The organism is Pseudomonas sp. FP2294, assembly GCF_030687625.1.
Lineage (GTDB): Bacteria > Pseudomonadota > Gammaproteobacteria > Pseudomonadales > Pseudomonadaceae > Aquipseudomonas > Aquipseudomonas shahriarae.
Genome location: NZ_CP117441.1, coordinates 4,876,813 through 4,893,521, shown reverse-complemented (window position 1 = coordinate 4,893,521; position 16,709 = coordinate 4,876,813). Strand labels below are relative to the sequence as shown.

The 16,709-nt window shown below is 59.6% G+C and carries 17 protein-coding genes; 11 read left to right on the top strand and 6 right to left on the bottom strand.

Annotated elements, in window-relative coordinates; all coding sequences use genetic code 11:
• Nucleotides 1-223 precede the first annotated feature (223 nt).
• The 6 genes from petA to PSH73_RS21945 all read left to right on the top strand — a co-directional run bounded on the left by petA (nucleotide 224) and on the right by PSH73_RS21945 (nucleotide 4,914).
• Nucleotides 224-817: a ubiquinol-cytochrome c reductase iron-sulfur subunit gene (gene petA, locus PSH73_RS21970; protein WP_032860120.1), complete on the top strand. Its 594-nt coding sequence runs from the start codon at nucleotides 224-226 to the stop codon at nucleotides 815-817.
• Entirely contained in the window at nucleotides 817-2,028 is a 1,212-nt protein-coding gene (locus PSH73_RS21965; protein ID WP_003188526.1) for a cytochrome bc complex cytochrome b subunit, read from the top strand. The genes petA and PSH73_RS21965 overlap by 1 nt, the downstream gene beginning before the upstream one ends.
• A complete protein-coding gene (locus PSH73_RS21960) occupies nucleotides 2,028-2,807 on the top strand; it encodes a cytochrome c1 (RefSeq protein WP_198799644.1) in 780 nt (259 codons plus the stop codon). The genes PSH73_RS21965 and PSH73_RS21960 overlap by 1 nt, the downstream gene beginning before the upstream one ends.
• A gap of 150 nt (nucleotides 2,808-2,957) precedes the next feature.
• Complete coding sequence (locus tag PSH73_RS21955; protein WP_027604841.1) at nucleotides 2,958-3,575, top strand: glutathione S-transferase N-terminal domain-containing protein; 618 nt, start codon at nucleotides 2,958-2,960, stop codon at nucleotides 3,573-3,575.
• 17 nt (nucleotides 3,576-3,592) lie between these two features.
• Complete coding sequence (locus PSH73_RS21950; RefSeq protein WP_057438071.1) at nucleotides 3,593-4,006, top strand: ClpXP protease specificity-enhancing factor; 414 nt, start codon at nucleotides 3,593-3,595, stop codon at nucleotides 4,004-4,006.
• Nucleotides 4,007-4,164: 158 nt separating this feature from the next.
• Nucleotides 4,165-4,914 carry a FadR/GntR family transcriptional regulator gene (locus PSH73_RS21945; protein WP_057958438.1) on the top strand — a complete coding sequence of 250 codons (750 nt, stop codon included), beginning with the start codon at nucleotides 4,165-4,167 and terminating at the stop codon, nucleotides 4,912-4,914.
• 23 nt (nucleotides 4,915-4,937) lie between these two features.
• On the opposite strand, the gene PSH73_RS21940 is transcribed toward PSH73_RS21945, so the two are convergent.
• Together PSH73_RS21940 and PSH73_RS21935 are read right to left on the bottom strand one after the other, a co-directional pair.
• Nucleotides 4,938-5,132: a hypothetical protein gene (locus tag PSH73_RS21940; protein WP_198799643.1), complete on the bottom strand. Its 195-nt coding sequence runs from the start codon at nucleotides 5,130-5,132 to the stop codon at nucleotides 4,938-4,940.
• Nucleotides 5,133-5,321: 189 nt separating this feature from the next.
• Nucleotides 5,322-6,479 carry a phospholipase gene (locus tag PSH73_RS21935; RefSeq protein ID WP_169989522.1) on the bottom strand — a complete coding sequence of 386 codons (1,158 nt, stop codon included), beginning with the start codon at nucleotides 6,477-6,479 and terminating at the stop codon, nucleotides 5,322-5,324.
• A 227-nt stretch (nucleotides 6,480-6,706) separates the two neighbouring features.
• Between PSH73_RS21935 and kdgD the strand changes: the two genes are divergently transcribed.
• From kdgD to PSH73_RS21910, 5 genes are all read left to right on the top strand, one after another.
• Entirely contained in the window at nucleotides 6,707-7,618 is a 912-nt protein-coding gene (gene kdgD, locus PSH73_RS21930; RefSeq protein ID WP_057438078.1) for a 5-dehydro-4-deoxyglucarate dehydratase, read from the top strand.
• Between the two features lie 54 nt (nucleotides 7,619-7,672).
• Entirely contained in the window at nucleotides 7,673-9,118 is a 1,446-nt protein-coding gene (locus tag PSH73_RS21925) for an aldehyde dehydrogenase family protein (protein ID WP_057958440.1), read from the top strand.
• 103 nt (nucleotides 9,119-9,221) lie between these two features.
• Nucleotides 9,222-10,586 (top strand): MFS transporter, encoded by a 1,365-nt coding sequence (locus PSH73_RS21920; RefSeq protein ID WP_029291889.1) that lies wholly within the window; start codon nucleotides 9,222-9,224, stop codon nucleotides 10,584-10,586.
• Between the two features lie 12 nt (nucleotides 10,587-10,598).
• Complete coding sequence (garD, locus tag PSH73_RS21915) at nucleotides 10,599-12,152, top strand: galactarate dehydratase (protein WP_305461353.1); 1,554 nt, start codon at nucleotides 10,599-10,601, stop codon at nucleotides 12,150-12,152.
• Nucleotides 12,153-12,263: 111 nt separating this feature from the next.
• Nucleotides 12,264-13,205: an AEC family transporter gene (locus PSH73_RS21910; RefSeq protein WP_057438376.1), complete on the top strand. Its 942-nt coding sequence runs from the start codon at nucleotides 12,264-12,266 to the stop codon at nucleotides 13,203-13,205.
• 69 nt (nucleotides 13,206-13,274) lie between these two features.
• Here PSH73_RS21910 and PSH73_RS21905 read toward each other — a convergent pair whose 3' ends face one another.
• The 4 genes from PSH73_RS21905 to gatB all read right to left on the bottom strand — a co-directional run bounded on the left by PSH73_RS21905 (nucleotide 13,275) and on the right by gatB (nucleotide 16,701).
• Nucleotides 13,275-13,658, bottom strand: coding sequence for a carboxymuconolactone decarboxylase family protein (locus PSH73_RS21905; RefSeq protein ID WP_057958446.1), 384 nt, complete (start codon nucleotides 13,656-13,658; stop codon nucleotides 13,275-13,277).
• Complete coding sequence (locus PSH73_RS21900) at nucleotides 13,655-14,665, bottom strand: calcium/sodium antiporter (RefSeq protein WP_233098269.1); 1,011 nt, start codon at nucleotides 14,663-14,665, stop codon at nucleotides 13,655-13,657. Before PSH73_RS21900 ends, PSH73_RS21905 begins: the two co-directional genes overlap by 4 nt.
• 98 nt (nucleotides 14,666-14,763) lie before the next feature.
• Entirely contained in the window at nucleotides 14,764-15,135 is a 372-nt protein-coding gene (locus PSH73_RS21895) for a septal ring lytic transglycosylase RlpA family protein (protein WP_057958448.1), read from the bottom strand.
• 120 nt (nucleotides 15,136-15,255) lie between these two features.
• On the bottom strand, nucleotides 15,256-16,701 hold the full coding sequence (gatB, locus tag PSH73_RS21890) for an Asp-tRNA(Asn)/Glu-tRNA(Gln) amidotransferase subunit GatB (RefSeq protein ID WP_057438093.1): 1,446 nt from the start codon (nucleotides 16,699-16,701) through the stop codon (nucleotides 15,256-15,258).
• Between the last annotated feature and the right edge of the window lie 8 nt (nucleotides 16,702-16,709).

Below are 16,709 nucleotides of genomic sequence, written 5' to 3'. Positions count from 1 at the left end.
GGGCGTTTTTTATTGCCCGCTTTTTATGCAGGTTTTTTCTGTGTGACAACTTGCCACATCCGTAGACCCCCTATACTACAAGGCTTGGGGCTTAGGCTCCGGGTAATTACCTTGTCAGAGGTGGGGCTTTTCATTACCATTCGGCAAAATTTTTATAAGTTCAGATTTAATACTTAGTAGACGCCTGATTTAACAGGCCAAAAAGCTGATGGGAGAGGACTGAATGAGCAATGACGGCGTGAATGCAGGCCGGCGTCGCTTCTTGGTAGCAGCCACATCCGTTGTGGGTGCTGCAGGAGCGGTGGGGGCTGCGGTCCCGTTCGTGGGGTCATGGTTTCCCAGTGCCAAGGCGAAAGCCGCAGGTGCACCGGTGAAGGTGAATGTCAGCAAGATCGAGCCAGGCCAGCAGATGATTGCTGAGTGGCGCGGCCAGCCAGTATTCATCGTTCGTCGTACCGAGGAAATCCTGGGGAATCTGAAGAAAATCGAGGGCCAGTTGTCTGACCCCGAATCCAAGAATTCCGAACAACCCGCCTACGCCCAAAACGAAGCGCGTTCGATCAAGCCAGAGATTCTGCTGCTGGTCGGTCTTTGCACGCACCTGGGCTGCTCGCCGACCTTCCGCCCGGAAGTCGCGCCTGTGGATCTGGGCAAGGACTGGGTTGGCGGCTATTTCTGCCCTTGCCACGGTTCCCACTACGACCTGGCCGGTCGCGTCTACAAATCCCAGCCTGCTCCGTTGAACCTGCCGGTTCCGCCGCACAACTACGAATCTGACGACGTTATTGTCATTGGTGTCGATAAGGAGAGCGCGTAATGAGCAAGTTCATGGATTGGGTGGATGCGCGCTTCCCCGCCACCAAAATGTGGGAAGACCATCTCAGCAAGTATTACGCGCCGAAGAACTTCAACTTCTTCTATTTCTTTGGCTCCCTGGCATTGCTGGTACTGGTCAATCAGATCGTGACCGGTGTCTGGCTGACCATGAGCTACACCCCGTCGGCGGAAGAAGCATTTGCCTCCGTCGAATACATCATGCGCGACGTCGAGTACGGCTCGATCCTGCGTCTGTTGCACTCCACTGGCGCTTCGGCGTTCTTCATCGTGGTCTATCTGCACATGTTCCGTGGCTTGCTCTACGGCTCGTACCAGAAGCCGCGTGAACTGGTGTGGGTGTTTGGCATGCTGATCTACCTGGCACTCATGGCAGAGGCCTTCATGGGCTACCTGCTGCCTTGGGGCCAGATGTCCTACTGGGGTGCCCAGGTGATCATCTCGCTGTTTGGCGCGATCCCGGTCATCGGCAACGACCTGACCCAGTGGATCCGTGGTGACTACCTGATTTCGGGCATCACCCTGAACCGCTTCTTTGCCTTGCATGTGGTGGCCTTGCCGATCGTGATCCTCGGTCTGGTGGTGCTGCACATCCTGGCGCTGCACGAAGTCGGTTCGAACAACCCCGACGGCGTGGACATCAAGAAGCACAAGGACGAGAACGGCATTCCGCTGGACGGCATTCCTTTCCACCCTTACTACACCGTGAAAGATATCGTCGGCGTGGTGGTGTTCCTGTTCGTCTTCTGCTCGATTGTGTTCTTCTTCCCGGAAATGGGCGGCTATTTCCTCGAAAAGCCTAACTTCGAACAGGCGAACGCATTCAAGACCCCGGAACACATTGCCCCGGTCTGGTACTTCACGCCGTTCTACGCCATTTTGCGGGCGATCCCCGACAAGCTCATGGGCGTTATCGCCATGGGTGCGGCCATTGCGGTGCTGTTCGTGTTGCCTTGGCTCGACCGTAGCCCGGTCAAGTCCATGCGCTACAAGGGCTGGCTGAGCAAAATCTGGCTGTGGGTGTTCTGTATCTCGTTCGTGATCCTGGGTGTGCTGGGCGTACTGGCGCCGACCCCTGAGCGGACGTTGTTGTCGCAGGTCTGCACCTTCCTGTACTTCGCCTACTTCATTCTGATGCCGTTCTACACCCGGCTCGAGAAGACAAAACCGGTTCCGGAAAGGGTGACTGGCTGATGAAAAAATTATTCGCTGCATTGATTCTTGCTGCCCTGCCGGCACTGTCCTTCGCGGCCGGTTCTGGCGTGGCACTGGAAAAAGTCGACATTGACGTTTCTGACAAGGCTGCCATGCAAGACGGCGCCCGTACGTTCGCCAACTACTGCATGGGCTGCCACAGCGCCAAGTTCCAGCGTTACGAGCGCGTGGCCGATGACCTGGGCATCCCTCATGAGTTGATGCTCAAGAACCTGGTGTTCACCGGTGCCAAGATTGGCGACCACATGAACATCGGCATGCAAGCGGCCGACGCCAAGGCCTGGTTCGGGGCTGCACCGCCCGACCTGACCCTGGTAGCACGCGTACGTGGCACCGACTGGCTGTATGGCTACCTGAAATCGTTCTACGAAGACCCTACGCGCCCATGGGGCGTGAACAACAAGGTCTTCCCGAACGTGGGTATGCCTAACGTGCTGGTCGGCCTGCAAGGCCGTCAGGTGGTCGGATGCAAGCAGGTTCAAGTCGTGGAAAACGGCAAGAAGCAATATGACCCGCTGACCGGCACGCCGTTGACCCACGAAGCCTGTGACCAACTGACCATCGTGCCCAAGAGCGGCGCGCTGAACGAGGAGCAGTTCGACGAGAAGGTCAAGAACCTGGTGACCTTCCTGGCTTACTCCGCCAACCCGGTCAAACTGGAGCATCAACGCATCGGTACCTATGTGTTGCTGTACCTGGCTTTCTTCTTCGTATTCGCTTATTTGCTCAAGCGTGAATACTGGAAGGATGTGCATTGATCCAACCTTAGGCAATTGCTGTTAATCTTGCGCGCCCAGCGACGTCTCTGAACGGGTAACGCTCTGGTTGATCCAGGTGTTACAGGAGATGCTTTCTGGGCGCGCTCGTTTTTGAGCTTTCGATAATTTCAACAAGCGAGGAGGACCGCCATGGGCGTGACCAACCGGTTGGCCTGTTACTCCGACCCCGCCGACCACTATTCCCACCGAGTACGCATCGTGCTCGCAGAGAAGGGTGTCAGCGCCGAGATCATCAGTGTGGAGGTGGGACGTCACCCGCCGAAACTGATCGAAGTGAACCCTTACGGCAGCTTGCCCACCCTGGTCGATCGTGACCTGGCGTTGTGGGAGTCAACCGTGGTGATGGAATATCTGGATGAGCGTTACCCCCATCCACCTTTGCTGCCGGTGTATCCGGTGGCGCGTGCCAACAGCCGCCTGCTGATCCATCGGATCCAGCGTGACTGGTGTGGGCTGGTGGATCTGATTCTGGATACACGCAGCAAAGAAGCGGCCCGTGTGCAGGCGCGTAAGGAATTGCGCGAGAGCCTGACCGGCGTTTCTCCATTGTTCGCCGACAAACCTTTTTTCCTCAGTGAGGAACAAAGCCTGGTGGATTGCTGCCTATTACCCATACTCTGGCGTTTGCCGATTCTGGGCATTGAACTGCCGCGGCCTGCCAAGCCGCTGCTTGATTACATGGAGCGCCAGTTTGCGCGTGAGGCTTTCCAGGCAAGTCTGTCTGGCGTCGAACGTGATATGCGCTAAGGCTTAAGGAGCCGTTGATGAACTCCAGTCGACCTTACCTGGTCCGCGCGCTCTACGAGTGGATTGTGGACAACGATTGCACCCCGCATATGCTGGTCAATTCCGAGTTTCCTGCGGTGCAGGTGCCACAAGGTTTTGCCAGTGACGGACAGATTGTCCTGAACGTTTCGCCCAGTGCCGTGCGTCAACTGCACATGGACAATGAAGCGGTCAGCTTTGAAGGGCGTTTTGGTGGGGTACCCCATACGCTCTATGTGCCCATCGGCGCGATCCTGGGCATTTATGCCCGGGAGAATGGCCAGGGCATGGTGTTTGATCTGGAGTCGTCCCTTGAAGACGACGAAGCGATTGAAATTGAAGATGATCTGCCGCCACCTGATTCCGAGCCACCGCGCCCTAGCGGCCGGCCGAGCTTGAAAGTGGTGAAGTGATAAAACATGCGCCTTCGGGCATGTGTTGAAAATGCCCCGGCTTAGGCTGGGGCATTTTTTTGCGCGCGATAAACCTTGGGCAAATCATGCAGGGCGGTGATCGTACAACTCGCTTGGGCTATGATGCCCTTTTGAATCATCGAGATAGTTGCCTGCCCATGGAAAACCTCAGCACAGCCCCGCGTCTTCCCCGCAAGCGCCGTAGCCTTGCCCAGGAACTGGTCACGGTGTTGTCCGAACAGATCCGCGATGGCCAGCTCAAGCGTGGCGACAAACTGCCCACCGAGTCAGCCATCATGGAAGCCCATGGGGTCAGCCGCACGGTGGTGCGCGAAGCGATCTCGCGGCTGCAGGCAGCCGGGCAGGTGGAAACCCGGCATGGCATCGGCACCTTTGTGCTGGATACGCCGAGCCCCAGCGGGTTCCGCATTGATCCGGCGACCGTGGTCACGCTGCGTGATGTACTGGCGATCCTCGAATTGCGCATCAGCCTGGAAGTGGAGTCTGCTGGTCTCGCGGCCCAGCGTCGCAGTGACGAGCAGTTGGCAGCGATGCGCGCGGCCCTCGATGCCCTGAATGAAAGTGCAGCGCACGCCAGTGATGCGGTAGCGTCGGACTTCCAGTTCCACTTGCAGATTGCCCTGTCCACCGGCAACCGTTACTTCACCGATATCATGACCCACCTGGGCACCAGCATTATTCCGCGGACCCGCCTGAATTCTGCGCGCCTGGCCCATGACGACCAGCAGCACTACATGAGCCGCCTGAGCCGTGAGCACGAAGAGATTTATGAGGCGATTGCCCGCCAGGATTCGGATGCGGCGCGGGCGGCGATGAGATTGCATTTGACCAATAGTCGAGAGCGGCTGCGCCAGGCTCATGAAGAAGCGCAGGCGCAGCGGGGGTAATTCGGTGATTGCTAGGGAGGCATTTACGCCAGGAAAAAGTCGATTTGCTTAACTTCGCCATTTTTGATTTGGAAGTTTTTGCCTATGATCAATTCAGGCGGACCACCATCAAGTTGAACGGTATCACCGATATTGGGTAGGTCCACAGCATCGATATTCTGCGTCGCTGCTTTGAATTTATTGGATTTGGATGTAAACGTGCATTTTCTAGTAGCCATGGCATGCCTCGCTATTTCTCGATTACTGAAGGGCCTCCAGGGTGACTGCACCTCTTGCGGCTGAGGTTGCCCGGTGGTGGCGTTCAATCTAGGGGCGACGGGTACATCGCTGATACTGTCAGAATTCACAGTGACGACGAACGGTCCCCTGTATACGAATCATCCGTACACAGGGGCGCTGTGGCTACATCAAGGCAGCGGGTTATTTGGCTTGTAGTCCTTAAGCAACAGATACGTACTCCACCCCCACCAATCATTGGTCCACTGCTTGTCATTCAAGTTGTTGACGTCCTTGCGCCGCAACACCTTGTCGCCCTCGGCCTTGAACAGCGGCGAAAAGTTATTCGCTGGATTGTTCGCCGCGTTCAAGTCCGGCACATGCAGTGGTGCCTTGAATGTGGCCGGGGAGGGCGCGATACCGCTGATGTACGCGTCGAAGATCTCATCGGCCGAAGCCTGTACCGCACGCTTGACCTGAGTGCGGTTGGCGGCGTCATTGCTATCGAAATAGCGTTTGTCGCCATAGGCATGCCACTCATCGCCCAGGGCATTGCGTACATTGAGCCCGAACTTGCTGTCTTCATCGTGCATAAAGCGGCTGATCAACGACCCGAGTTCACCCGGTGTCACCACGGCCGCCAGTTGTTTGCGTGGGACGCGCAGGTGCCCTGCGGAAAACAGGTCGGTCAAGAAGTGATCAGCAAAGCTGTTCATGGCGTAAGCCAGTTCCAATTGCTGGCCACTGCCGCTTTGGTGAGCCACCACCGCTTGTTGCAGGGCGGCAGAATGCCCGGCCAGGTAGGCAGACAGCGCCCACTCGCCGAAATGGTCGGCATTATCGGCCGCCAGCTTCAAGTAGCGCCCCAGGGGAACCATGGCTGAAACCACGCTGCCGCCGCCGGTGATACGGTTCCACTCTTCAGACAACGTATCTCCTAGTGCGTCGTAGGCCTCATGGGGTTGCTTGCCATCCTGAATGGCCTGCTTCACTGCGTTGATCTCTTTTTGCATGACCGCGAGGATTTTGCCCGCTTCCTCCCGTGACGCCGGCAAAGTCGCCAGCGAGTTAAACGCGGCGGTGAAGCGCTGCACACGCTCGGTGGGTGACGCACCGTCACTGATGGGCTGGCCGGGAATTCCGTAGAAGTCACCGCCCAGGGAGATGATCTGACCATAGGTCAGGGCCAGGCCGTTGGGTAGTTGAAGCTTGACTTGCGCGCCCGGAATAGAGGGCGCGCCCTGCACGAAGCGCAGCTGGGTGTCATCGCCAATGGCGGTGTGCTCGCCGCCTTCAAAGCGCAGGGAGGGGAGGGTTTTGCGGGTAATGACCGATTCAAGTTCTGACATGTTAGCTCCTTGCTATGTCGTAGGAATCTTCCTTGATAACTGTATGTATATACAGTTACTGCGAGAATAGAGGAATAATTTCCTACGTCAAGGCGCTCGCTACTAATGACCTCGAAATACCGGCAAGCCGACAAAAGAAGGTTGACGAACATTTTTATAGTTGTACGATGACGTACCACATAAATAATAACGTTCCAGTCTTCGTCTTTGCCCAGGGTGTTCAAATAATGAATCCACAAGAACTGAAGTCCATCCTCTCCCACGGTCTGCTGTCTTTCCCGGTCACCGATTTCAATGCCCAGGGTGAGTTCCACCCGGCGGGCTATATCAAGCGCTTGGAGTGGCTGGCCCCGTATGGCGCCTCTGCGTTGTTTGCGGCGGGCGGCACCGGTGAGTTTTTCTCCCTGGCAGCCAGTGAATACGCCCAAGTGGTGAAAACCGCAGTCGATACCTGCGCTACCAGCGTGCCGATCCTCGCCGGTGTCGGCGGCTCCACCCGCCAGGCCATCGAGTACGCCCAGGAAGCCGAGCGCCTGGGAGCCAAGGGCCTGCTGCTGTTGCCGCACTACCTGACCGAAGCCAGCCAGGATGGCGTCGCCGCCCATGTCGAGGCGGTGTGCAAGTCGGTAAAAATCGGTGTGGTGGTCTACAACCGCAACGTCTGCCGCCTGACCGCGCCGCTGCTGGAGCGCCTGGCCGAACGTTGCCCGAACCTGATCGGCTACAAGGATGGCTTGGGTGATATCGAGCTGATGGTGTCGATCCGCCGTCGTCTCGGTGATCGTTTCAGCTACCTGGGCGGCTTGCCGACTGCAGAGGTTTACGCCGCTGCCTACAAGGCCCTGGGCGTGCCGGTGTACTCCTCGGCAGTCTTCAACTTTATTCCCAAGACCGCGATGGACTTCTACCACGCGATTGCCCGGGAAGATCACGCCACCGTCAACAAGATCATCGACGACTTCTTCCTGCCTTACCTGGACCTGCGTAACCGCAAGGCCGGCTATGCCGTGAGCATCGTCAAGGCGGGCGCAAAAATCGCCGGCTATGACGCAGGCCCGGTACGTACCCCGCTGACCGATCTGCTGCCAGAAGAATACGAAGCCCTGGCCGCGCTGATCGACAAGCAAGGTGCGCAGTAACCCATTAATAAAGCCGCTGAGTGATCAGCGGCTTTTTGCGTAAGGAGAAGAGGCGTGTCCCAAGCCAAGCGTTTTGACAACTACATCGGCGGCCAATGGGTGGCCGGTGCGGACTACTCAAGCAATATCAACCCGTCGGATCTGTCGGATGTCATCGGCGATTTCGCCACGGCCGACCTGGCCCAGGTCAACGCCGCCATCGACGCGGCCCGCGCGGCGTTCCCGGCGTGGTCGACCTCCGGCATCCAGGCCCGGCATGACGCCCTGGATAAAGTCGGCAGCGAGATCCTCGCCCGCCGTGAAGAACTCGGTACGCTGCTGGCCCGCGAAGAGGGCAAGACCCTGCCGGAAGCCATCGGCGAAGTGACCCGTGCCGGTAATATCTTCAAGTTTTTTGCCGGCGAGTGCCTGCGCCTGTCCGGTGATTACCTGCCGTCGGTGCGCCCTGGGGTCAATGTCGAAGTCACCCGCGAAGCCTTGGGCGTGGTGGGCCTGATTACCCCGTGGAACTTCCCGATTGCCATCCCCGCCTGGAAAATCGCCCCGGCCCTGGCCTACGGCAACTGCGTGGTGCTCAAGCCGGCAGACCTGGTGCCCGGCTGTGCCTGGGCCCTGGCCGAAATCATCTCCCGCGCCGGCTTCCCCAGTGGTGTGTTCAACCTGGTGATGGGCAGCGGCCGCGTCGTCGGCGATGCGCTGGTCAACAGCCCGCAGGTCGATGGCATCAGCTTTACCGGCTCCGTGGGCGTGGGCCGACAGATCGCAGTCAGTTGCGTGTCGCGCCAGGCCAAGGTGCAGTTGGAGATGGGCGGCAAAAACCCGCAGATCATTCTCGACGATGCCGACCTCAAGCAGGCCGTCGAGTTGTCGGTGCAGAGCGCGTTCTACTCCACCGGCCAGCGTTGCACGGCGTCCAGTCGCTTTATCGTCACGGCGGGGATCCACGACCGATTCGTCGCGGCCATGGCCGAGCGCATGCAGTCGATCAAGGTCGGCCATGCCCTGCACGCGGGCACCGATATCGGTCCGGTGGTGTCCCAGGCCCAACTGGACCAGGACCTGAAATACATCGACATCGGCCAGGGCGAGGGTGCGCGGCTGGTCAGCGGTGGTGGTTTGGTGACGTGTGACACCGAAGGTTACTTCCTGGCGCCGACTCTGTTCGCCGACAGCCAGGCCGCCATGCGCATCAGCCGTGAAGAAATCTTCGGCCCGGTGGCCAATGTCGTGCGCGTGGCGGACTACGAAGCGGCACTGGCCATGGCCAACGACACCGAGTTCGGTTTGTCGGCAGGCATTGCCACCACCTCGCTCAAGTATGCCAACCACTTCAAGCGCCACTCCCAGGCCGGGATGGTGATGGTCAACCTGCCGACGGCGGGTGTGGATTATCACGTTCCCTTTGGTGGGCGTAAGGGCTCATCCTACGGTTCGCGTGAGCAAGGTCGCTATGCGCAAGAGTTCTACACCGTGGTGAAAACCAGCTACATCGGCTCGTAAACGCAATACGTGTGGGAGCCGGCAATCCAGCTCCCACAAAAAAGCAGTGCGCAGCACCAAAACCATTACCCGCAAAAAAAATAATTAGTGGGAGTACATCTACATGCAAGCGACCAAGCCGACGCACGTCCGTTATTTGATCTTGCTCATGCTGTTCCTGGTGACCACGATCAACTACGCCGACCGCGCCACCATCGCCATCGCAGGTTCCAGCCTGCAAAAAGACCTCGGCATCGACGCGGTCACCCTCGGTTATATCTTCTCTGCGTTCGGTTGGGCCTATGTTGCCGGGCAAATCCCCGGCGGCTGGCTGCTCGACCGTTTCGGCTCGAAAAAAGTCTATGCCCTGAGCATCTTCACCTGGTCGCTGTTCACCGTGCTACAAGGCTATGTCGGTGAGTTCGGGGTCTCCACCGCCGTGGTGGCGCTGTTTATGCTGCGATTCTTGGTGGGCCTGGCAGAGGCGCCATCCTTCCCCGGTAACGCACGGATTGTCGCGGCCTGGTTCCCCACTGCCGAACGCGGTACGGCTTCGGCGATCTTCAACTCGGCGCAGTACTTCGCCACTGTGTTGTTTGCACCGCTGATGGGCTGGATCGTCTACAGCTTCGGCTGGCAGCACGTGTTTATCGTGATGGGCGTGATCGGCATCGTGTTCTCGCTGATCTGGCTGAAAGTAATCTACAGCCCGCGCCAGCACCCGCTGATCAACGAAGCCGAGTTCAACCACATCGCTGCCAACGGGGCGATGGTCGATATGGATCAGGACAAGGCCAAGGGTAAGAAAACCGACGGGCCGAAGTGGGATTACATCCGCCAGTTGCTGACCAACCGCATGATGCTCGGGGTCTACCTGGGCCAGTACTGCATCAACGGTATTACCTACTTCTTTCTCACCTGGTTCCCCGTGTACCTGGTGCAGGACCGTGGCATGACCATCCTCAAGGCCGGTTTTATCGCCTCGTTGCCGGCGATCTGCGGTTTTATCGGCGGCGTGCTGGGCGGGGTGATTTCCGATTACCTGTTGCGCAAGGGCCACTCCCTGACCTTCGCTCGCAAGGCGCCGATCATTGCCGGTTTGTTGGTCTCCAGTAGCATCATTGCCTGCAACTACGTGGATGTGGAATGGATGGTGGTCGGCTTTATGGCCCTGGCCTTCTTCGGCAAAGGCGTTGGCGCACTGGGTTGGGCGGTGGTGTCTGACACCTCGCCGAAACAAATCGCCGGCCTCAGCGGCGGCTTGTTCAACACCTTCGGCAACCTGGCTTCCATCACCACGCCCATCGTGATTGGCTACATCATCAGCACTACCGGTTCGTTCAAGTGGGCCCTGGTGTTCGTCGGCGCCAATGCGCTGGTGGCGGTATTCAGCTACCTGGTGATCGTCGGCCCGATCAAGCGCGTGGTGCTCAACGAGCCACCGAGCAAAGGCCCCGAGTTGACTAACCTTTCCCAAGCGCAATCCTGAAGGGGCCGTGTGATGCAGTTGATTGAACATGCCGACTCGCCGCGCTCCATTCGTCTGCACGAGCGCGACAACGTAGTAATCGTGGTCAATGACCAGGGCGTGCCGGCGGGCACCGAGTTCCCGGACGGCCTGGTGACCGTGGAGTTCATCCCCCAGAGCCACAAGGTGACCCTGGAAGATATCCCGCAAGGTGGTCAGATCATTCGCTATGGCCAAACCATCGGTTACGCCTTGCAGCCGATACCGCGCGGCAGTTGGGTCCAGGAAGATCAACTGCGCATGCCTACCGCACCGCCGCTGGACAGCCTGCCGCTGTCCACCGAGGTCCCCGAGGCCCAGGCGCCATTGGAAGGCTTTACTTTCGAAGGTTATCGCAATGCCGACGGCACCGTCGGTACGCGCAATATCCTTGGCATCACCACCACTGTGCAGTGCGTGACCGGCGTGCTGGACCATGCGGTCAAGCGCATCAAGGACGAGTTACTGCCCAAGTACCCGAATGTCGATGACGTAGTGGCACTGACCCACAGCTACGGCTGTGGCGTGGCCATTACCGCCACCGACGCCTATATCCCGATCCGCACTGTGCGCAACCTGGCACGCAACCCGAACCTGGGGGGCGAAGCGCTGGTGATCAGCCTGGGCTGCGAGAAATTGCAGGCCGGGCAAGTGATGCACGACAACGACAGCTCGGTGGACCTCAGCGAGCCGTGGCTGTACCGCCTGCAGGACGCCAGCCACGGCTTCAGTGAAATGATCGAGCAGGTCATGGCGCTGGCCGAAGTCCGCCTGAAGAAACTCGACCTGCGCCGGCGGGAAACCGTACCGGCCTCGGAGCTGATCCTCGGCATGCAATGCGGCGGCAGTGACGCGTTTTCCGGGATCACCGCCAACCCGGCGCTGGGTTACGCCTCGGACTTATTGCTGCGGGCCGGGGCGACGGTGATGTTTTCCGAAGTCACTGAAGTGCGCGATGCCATTTACCTGCTGACCTCCCGTGCCGAGAGCCAAGACGTTGCCCGGGAACTGGTACGGGAAATGGATTGGTACGACCGCTATCTGGCCAAGGGCGAGGCCGACCGCAGCGCCAACACCACGCCGGGCAACAAGAAGGGCGGGTTGTCGAACATTGTCGAGAAGTCCCTGGGCTCCATCGTCAAATCCGGCAGCAGCGCGATCAACGGCGTACTGGGGCCGGGCGAGCGCTTCAAGGGCAAAGGCCTGATCTTTTGCGCGACACCGGCCAGCGATTTTGTCTGCGGCACCTTGCAACTGGCGGCGGGGATGAACCTGCACGTCTTCACCACCGGTCGCGGCACGCCTTACGGGCTGGCGATGGCGCCGGTGGTGAAGGTCTCGACCCGCACGGAACTGGCCCAGCGCTGGCCAGACCTGATCGATATCGACGCCGGACGCATCGCCACCGGCCGTGCGACCATCGAGGAGCTGGGCTGGGAGTTGTTCCACTTCTACCTGGATGTAGCCAGTGGCAAGAAGCAGACCTGGGCCGAGCGGCATAAATTGCACAATGACATTACGTTGTTCAATCCGGCGCCGATCACCTGAGACCGTGTCGCATCATCGCGGGCTTGCTCGCGATGGAGGCCTGCCGGGCGCAATGGTGCTGGATGTTTTATGATTAGCCACCTACTGACCCTCACCAAGGTTCTCCCTGGCATGCTGGCTATCTTCCTGCAAACCCTGACCATCACCGCGCCGGTGTTTGCCATGCTGTTCCTGGGCGTCCTGCTCAAGCGCATCAACTGGATCAACGACGACTTTATCCACACTGCGTCGGCCTTGGTGTTTAACGTCACCATGCCGGCGTTGCTGTTTCTGGGGATTCTGCACGCCGACCTGCATTCGGCGCTCAAGCCAGAACTGCTGATTTATTTCTCGGTTGCGACGTTGGTCGGCTTCGCCCTGGCCTGGGGGTGGGCGATTTTCCGTTGCCCGCGTGAGGACCGGGGTATTTATGCCCAAGGTGCATTTCGTGGTAACAACGGGGTGATCGGCCTGGCACTGGCGGCCAGTATGTACGGCGACTACGGGATTTCCCTTGGCGCGATCCTCGCCGCCCTGGTGATCCTGTTCTACAACACCCTGTCGACCATCGTGCTGGCGGTCTACAGTCCGGTGATCAAGTCCGATCCGTGGAGCATCTGCAAAAGCGTGTTGGCCAATCCATTGATTATCAGCGTGATTGCGGCCACACCCTTCGCGTATTTCCAGATTGGCTTGCCCGGCTGGCTGGAAAAGTCCGGGCAATACCTGGCAGATACAACATTGCCATTGGCGTTGATCTGTATCGGCGGCACGTTGTCCATGGCTGCCCTGCGGAAAAGCGGCAGCATTGCCCTGAGCGCCAGCCTGATGAAGATGATCTGGCTGCCCCTGGTGGCGACTGCCGGCGCGTGGCTGTACGGGTTCCGCGGGCCGGAACTGGGGATCCTGTTTTTGTATTTCGGCGCGCCGACGGCCGCCGCCAGTTTTGTCATGGCTCGCGCGGCCCAGGGCAACCACGAGTTGGCGGCAGCGATCATTGTGATCACCACCTTGATGGCGGCGGTGACCACTAATATCGGGATCTTCGTGTTGCAGGCGGGTGGCTGGATCTGAAATGTTCTGGTGAAGGTGTGCACAATCAAAATTGTGGGAGCGGGCTTGCCCGCGATAGCGATCTAACAGTCACTGCGGGCCTGACTGATACGCCTCAATCACTTCCTGCGCCGCCCGAAACGCATCAATCGCCGCCGGCACGCCGGCATACACCGCGCAATGCAGCAGCGCCTCGCGAATTTCTTCAACAGTACAGCCATTATTCAGCGCGCCGCGCACATGGCCCTTGAGTTCCTGCGGGCACTTCAAGGCAGTCAATGCCGCGAGTGTAATCAGGCTGCGGGTCTTCAGTGGCAGGCCTTCACGGTTCCACACCCCGCCCCAGGCATGTTCGTTGACGAAGTCCTGCAGTGGCTGGGTGAACTCGGTGGCATTGCCCAGCGCGCGGTCGACAAACACATCACCCATGACCTGGCGACGCATTTGCTCGCCGGATTTCGGTTGATCGGTCATTGCGATTCCCTCTTGTGGTGTTGGCGGCGCCAGGCTCGCAGCGAGGTGAACAACAGGAAAGCCACCAGCGCTGGCAGCACGTAGTACAGCATCAGTTGTTCGAGTTTATTGGCCAGCGGCATGCCGGTGGTGAACGACAGCACATGCAGCCCATACGCCAGGTACAAGCCCAGCAGCAGCAAGCCTTCGGCGCGGGTAATGCGGTAGCCGGTGTAAAACACCGGCAAGCACAACACCACGACGCCGAGCATTACCGGCAGGTCGAAATCCAGGGCATTGGGCGATACCGACAAGGGCGACGGCGCCACCAGCGCGGTAAAGCCCAGTACCCCCAACAGGTTGAACAGGTTGCTGCCGATCACGTTGCCCACCGCAATCTCCCGCTCGCCGCGTACGGCGGCGATCAGGGATGTGGCGAGGCACGGCAGGGAGGTACTGACGGCAACGATGGTCAGGCCGATCACCCGCTCGGACAGGCCCAGGTCGCCGGCCACTTCCACCGCCGCCCCCAGCACCAGGTGCCCGGCGATCACCAGCAGCACGAGCCCACCGATCATCCACAGCAAACTGCTCAACCACGGCGCCTGCACCACGGTGTCGCGGGTCCGCGGGCGGCGCGAATGGCGGGTCTGGTACAGCAACAGAGCGAGGTAGGCGAGTAGGGCGACCAGCAGGGTCAGGCCGTCAAGCGGGGTCAGGGCCTCATCGCTGGCGAGAATAAACAGCAGCAGGCTGGCGCCGATCATCACCGGGATATCCAGGCGCACCAGTTGGCGCGACACGCGCAAGGGAATGATCAGCGCCGACAGGCCCAGGGTGACGAGGATATTGAAGATGCTGCTGCCGATCACACTGCCCACGGCAATATCGGTATTGCCGGCCAGGGTGGCCTGCAGGCTGACGGCGATTTGCGGCGCGCTGCTGCCAAAGGCCACGATGCTCAAGCCAATGATCAGCGGCCTGACCTTGAGGCTGGCGGCCAGGCGCACGGCGGCGCGTACCAGCATTTCGGCGCCGGCAATCAGCAGCAGCAGGCCGCTGATCAGTTCAATCAGGCTGATGGGCGAGAGGGCGCTTAATCCGAAAATGGTCAGGGCTCCGACAGTCAGTTGCTCAGGGCTTGTACGCGCACGCGCGCGGTTCCGCTGCGCAGCATACCCAACTGTTCGGCGGCCTGGCGTGAAAGATCAATCAGTCGGCCACGGGTGTGTGGGCCGCGATCATTGATGCGTACCACCACGGATCTATCGTTGGACAGGTTGGTGACCTGCACCCGCGTGCCGAATGGCAGGCGTCTGTGGGCGGCGGTCATTGCGTGTTGGTTGAAGGGTTCACCGCTGGCGGTTTTCTTGCCGTGGTGCTTGGCGCCGTAGTAGGACGCGGTGCCGGTTTCGTCGTAACCGTTGGGGTCGATCAGGCCACTGGCGCAGCCGGTGAGCAGGGAGAACAGGGCGCAGAGGCCGAGTAGACGCTTCATTATCAAAATATCCCCATTACAAATGTGGGAGCGGCGGTGCGACGCTTCGAGTCGTCGCACCGCCGCTCCCACATGGGGTCCGAGTCGCAAGTAAAATCCCGCTCGGACCATTCATTGCTATCAGCCTTCGAGCTTGCTCTTGAGCAATTCGTTCACCTGTTGCGGGTTGGCCTTGCCTTTGGAGGCTTTCATCGCCTGGCCCACAAAGAAGCCGAACATCTTGCCGCGCTTGGCTTCATCCGCCGCACGGTATTGCTCGACCTGCTCGGCGTTGGCCGCCAGCATTTCATCCAGCACGGCCGAGATGGCGCCGCTGTCGGTGACTTGCTTGAGGCCGCGCTTCTCGATGATCTCGTCGGCGTTGCCTTCACCGCTGGCCATGGCCTCGAATACGGTCTTGGCGATTTTGCCGGAGATGGTGTTGTCCTTGATGCGCAGCAACATGCCGCCCAGTTGTTCGGCCGAGACCGGGGCTTCGTCGATTTCCAGGCCCTGTTTGTTCAACAGGCTGCCCAGTTCGACCATGACCCAGTTGGCGGCCAGCTTGGCGTCACCGGCAATGCTCACGACTTTTTCGAAGTAGTCGGCTTGCTCGCGGCTCGAAGCCAGCACGCTGGCGTCATACACCGACAGACCGAACTGCGCCTGGAAACGCTCGCGTTTTTGCGGTGGCAATTCCGGCAGGGTGGCGCGCACGTCATTGAGGAACGAATCCTCGAGCACCACTGGCAACAGGTCCGGATCGGGGAAGTAACGGTAGTCGTTGGCTTCCTCTTTGCTGCGCATGGCACGGGTTTCGTCTTTGTTCGGGTCGTACAGGCGGGTCTGCTGGATCACTTTGCCGCCGTCTTCGATCAGCTCGATCTGGCGACGGACTTCGGTGTTGATCGCCTTCTCGATGAAACGGAACGAGTTGACGTTCTTGATCTCGCAGCGGGTGCCGTACTCGACCTGGCCTTTTGGCCGCACCGACACGTTGCAGTCGCAACGCAGGGAGCCTTCGGCCATGTTGCCGTCGCAGATGCCCAGGTAGCGCACCAGCGCGTGGATGGTCTTGACGTAGGCCACGGCTTCCTTGGCACTGCGCATGTCCGGCTCGGACACGATCTCCAGCAGCGGCGTGCCGGCGCGGTTCAGGTCGATGCCGGTGGCGCCATTGAATTCTTCATGCAGGCTCTTGCCGGCATCTTCTTCCAGGTGCGCACGGGTCACGCCGACGCGTTTGATCGTGCCGTCTTCCAGAGGGATATCCAGGTAGCCCTTGCCGACGATCGGCAATTCCATCTGGCTGATCTGGTAGCCCTTGGGCAGGTCCGGGTAGAAGTAGTTCTTGCGCGCAAACACGTTGTGCTGGCCGATCTCGGCGTCAATCGCCAGGCCGAACATCACCGCCATGCGCACGGCTTCCTGGTTCAGTACTGGCAGTACGCCAGGCATGCCCAGGTCTACCAGGCTGGCCTGGGTGTTGGGCTCGGAGCCGAACGTGGTGGCGCTACCGGAGAAAATCTTCGATTGGGTGGCGAGCTGGGTATGAATCTCCAGCCCGATCACAACTTCCCATTGCATAGTGTTCT

What these genes read in the sequence shown, in the direction of transcription:
- PSH73_RS21965 (WP_003188526.1), top strand. Translation starts at nt 817, where the DNA reads ATGAGCAAGTTCATGGATTGGGTGGATGCGCGCTTCCCCGCCACCAAA.
- PSH73_RS21940 (WP_198799643.1), bottom strand. Translation starts at nt 5,132, where the DNA reads ATGGCTACTAGAAAATGCACGTTTACATCCAAATCCAATAAATTCAAA.
- PSH73_RS21895 (WP_057958448.1), bottom strand. Translation starts at nt 15,135, where the DNA reads ATGAAGCGTCTACTCGGCCTCTGCGCCCTGTTCTCCCTGCTCACCGGC.
- PSH73_RS21960 (WP_198799644.1), top strand. Translation starts at nt 2,028, where the DNA reads ATGAAAAAATTATTCGCTGCATTGATTCTTGCTGCCCTGCCGGCACTG.
- PSH73_RS21920 (WP_029291889.1), top strand. Translation starts at nt 9,222, where the DNA reads ATGCAAGCGACCAAGCCGACGCACGTCCGTTATTTGATCTTGCTCATG.
- PSH73_RS21945 (WP_057958438.1), top strand. Translation starts at nt 4,165, where the DNA reads ATGGAAAACCTCAGCACAGCCCCGCGTCTTCCCCGCAAGCGCCGTAGC.
- PSH73_RS21910 (WP_057438376.1), top strand. Translation starts at nt 12,264, where the DNA reads ATGCTGGCTATCTTCCTGCAAACCCTGACCATCACCGCGCCGGTGTTT.
- PSH73_RS21900 (WP_233098269.1), bottom strand. Translation starts at nt 14,665, where the DNA reads ATGCTGGTACGCGCCGCCGTGCGCCTGGCCGCCAGCCTCAAGGTCAGG.
- PSH73_RS21955 (WP_027604841.1), top strand. Translation starts at nt 2,958, where the DNA reads ATGGGCGTGACCAACCGGTTGGCCTGTTACTCCGACCCCGCCGACCAC.
- petA (WP_032860120.1), top strand. Translation starts at nt 224, where the DNA reads ATGAGCAATGACGGCGTGAATGCAGGCCGGCGTCGCTTCTTGGTAGCA.
- PSH73_RS21905 (WP_057958446.1), bottom strand. Translation starts at nt 13,658, where the DNA reads ATGACCGATCAACCGAAATCCGGCGAGCAAATGCGTCGCCAGGTCATG.
- PSH73_RS21950 (WP_057438071.1), top strand. Translation starts at nt 3,593, where the DNA reads ATGAACTCCAGTCGACCTTACCTGGTCCGCGCGCTCTACGAGTGGATT.
- kdgD (WP_057438078.1), top strand. Translation starts at nt 6,707, where the DNA reads ATGAATCCACAAGAACTGAAGTCCATCCTCTCCCACGGTCTGCTGTCT.
- garD (WP_305461353.1), top strand. Translation starts at nt 10,599, where the DNA reads ATGCAGTTGATTGAACATGCCGACTCGCCGCGCTCCATTCGTCTGCAC.
- gatB (WP_057438093.1), bottom strand. Translation starts at nt 16,701, where the DNA reads ATGCAATGGGAAGTTGTGATCGGGCTGGAGATTCATACCCAGCTCGCC.
- PSH73_RS21935 (WP_169989522.1), bottom strand. Translation starts at nt 6,479, where the DNA reads ATGTCAGAACTTGAATCGGTCATTACCCGCAAAACCCTCCCCTCCCTG.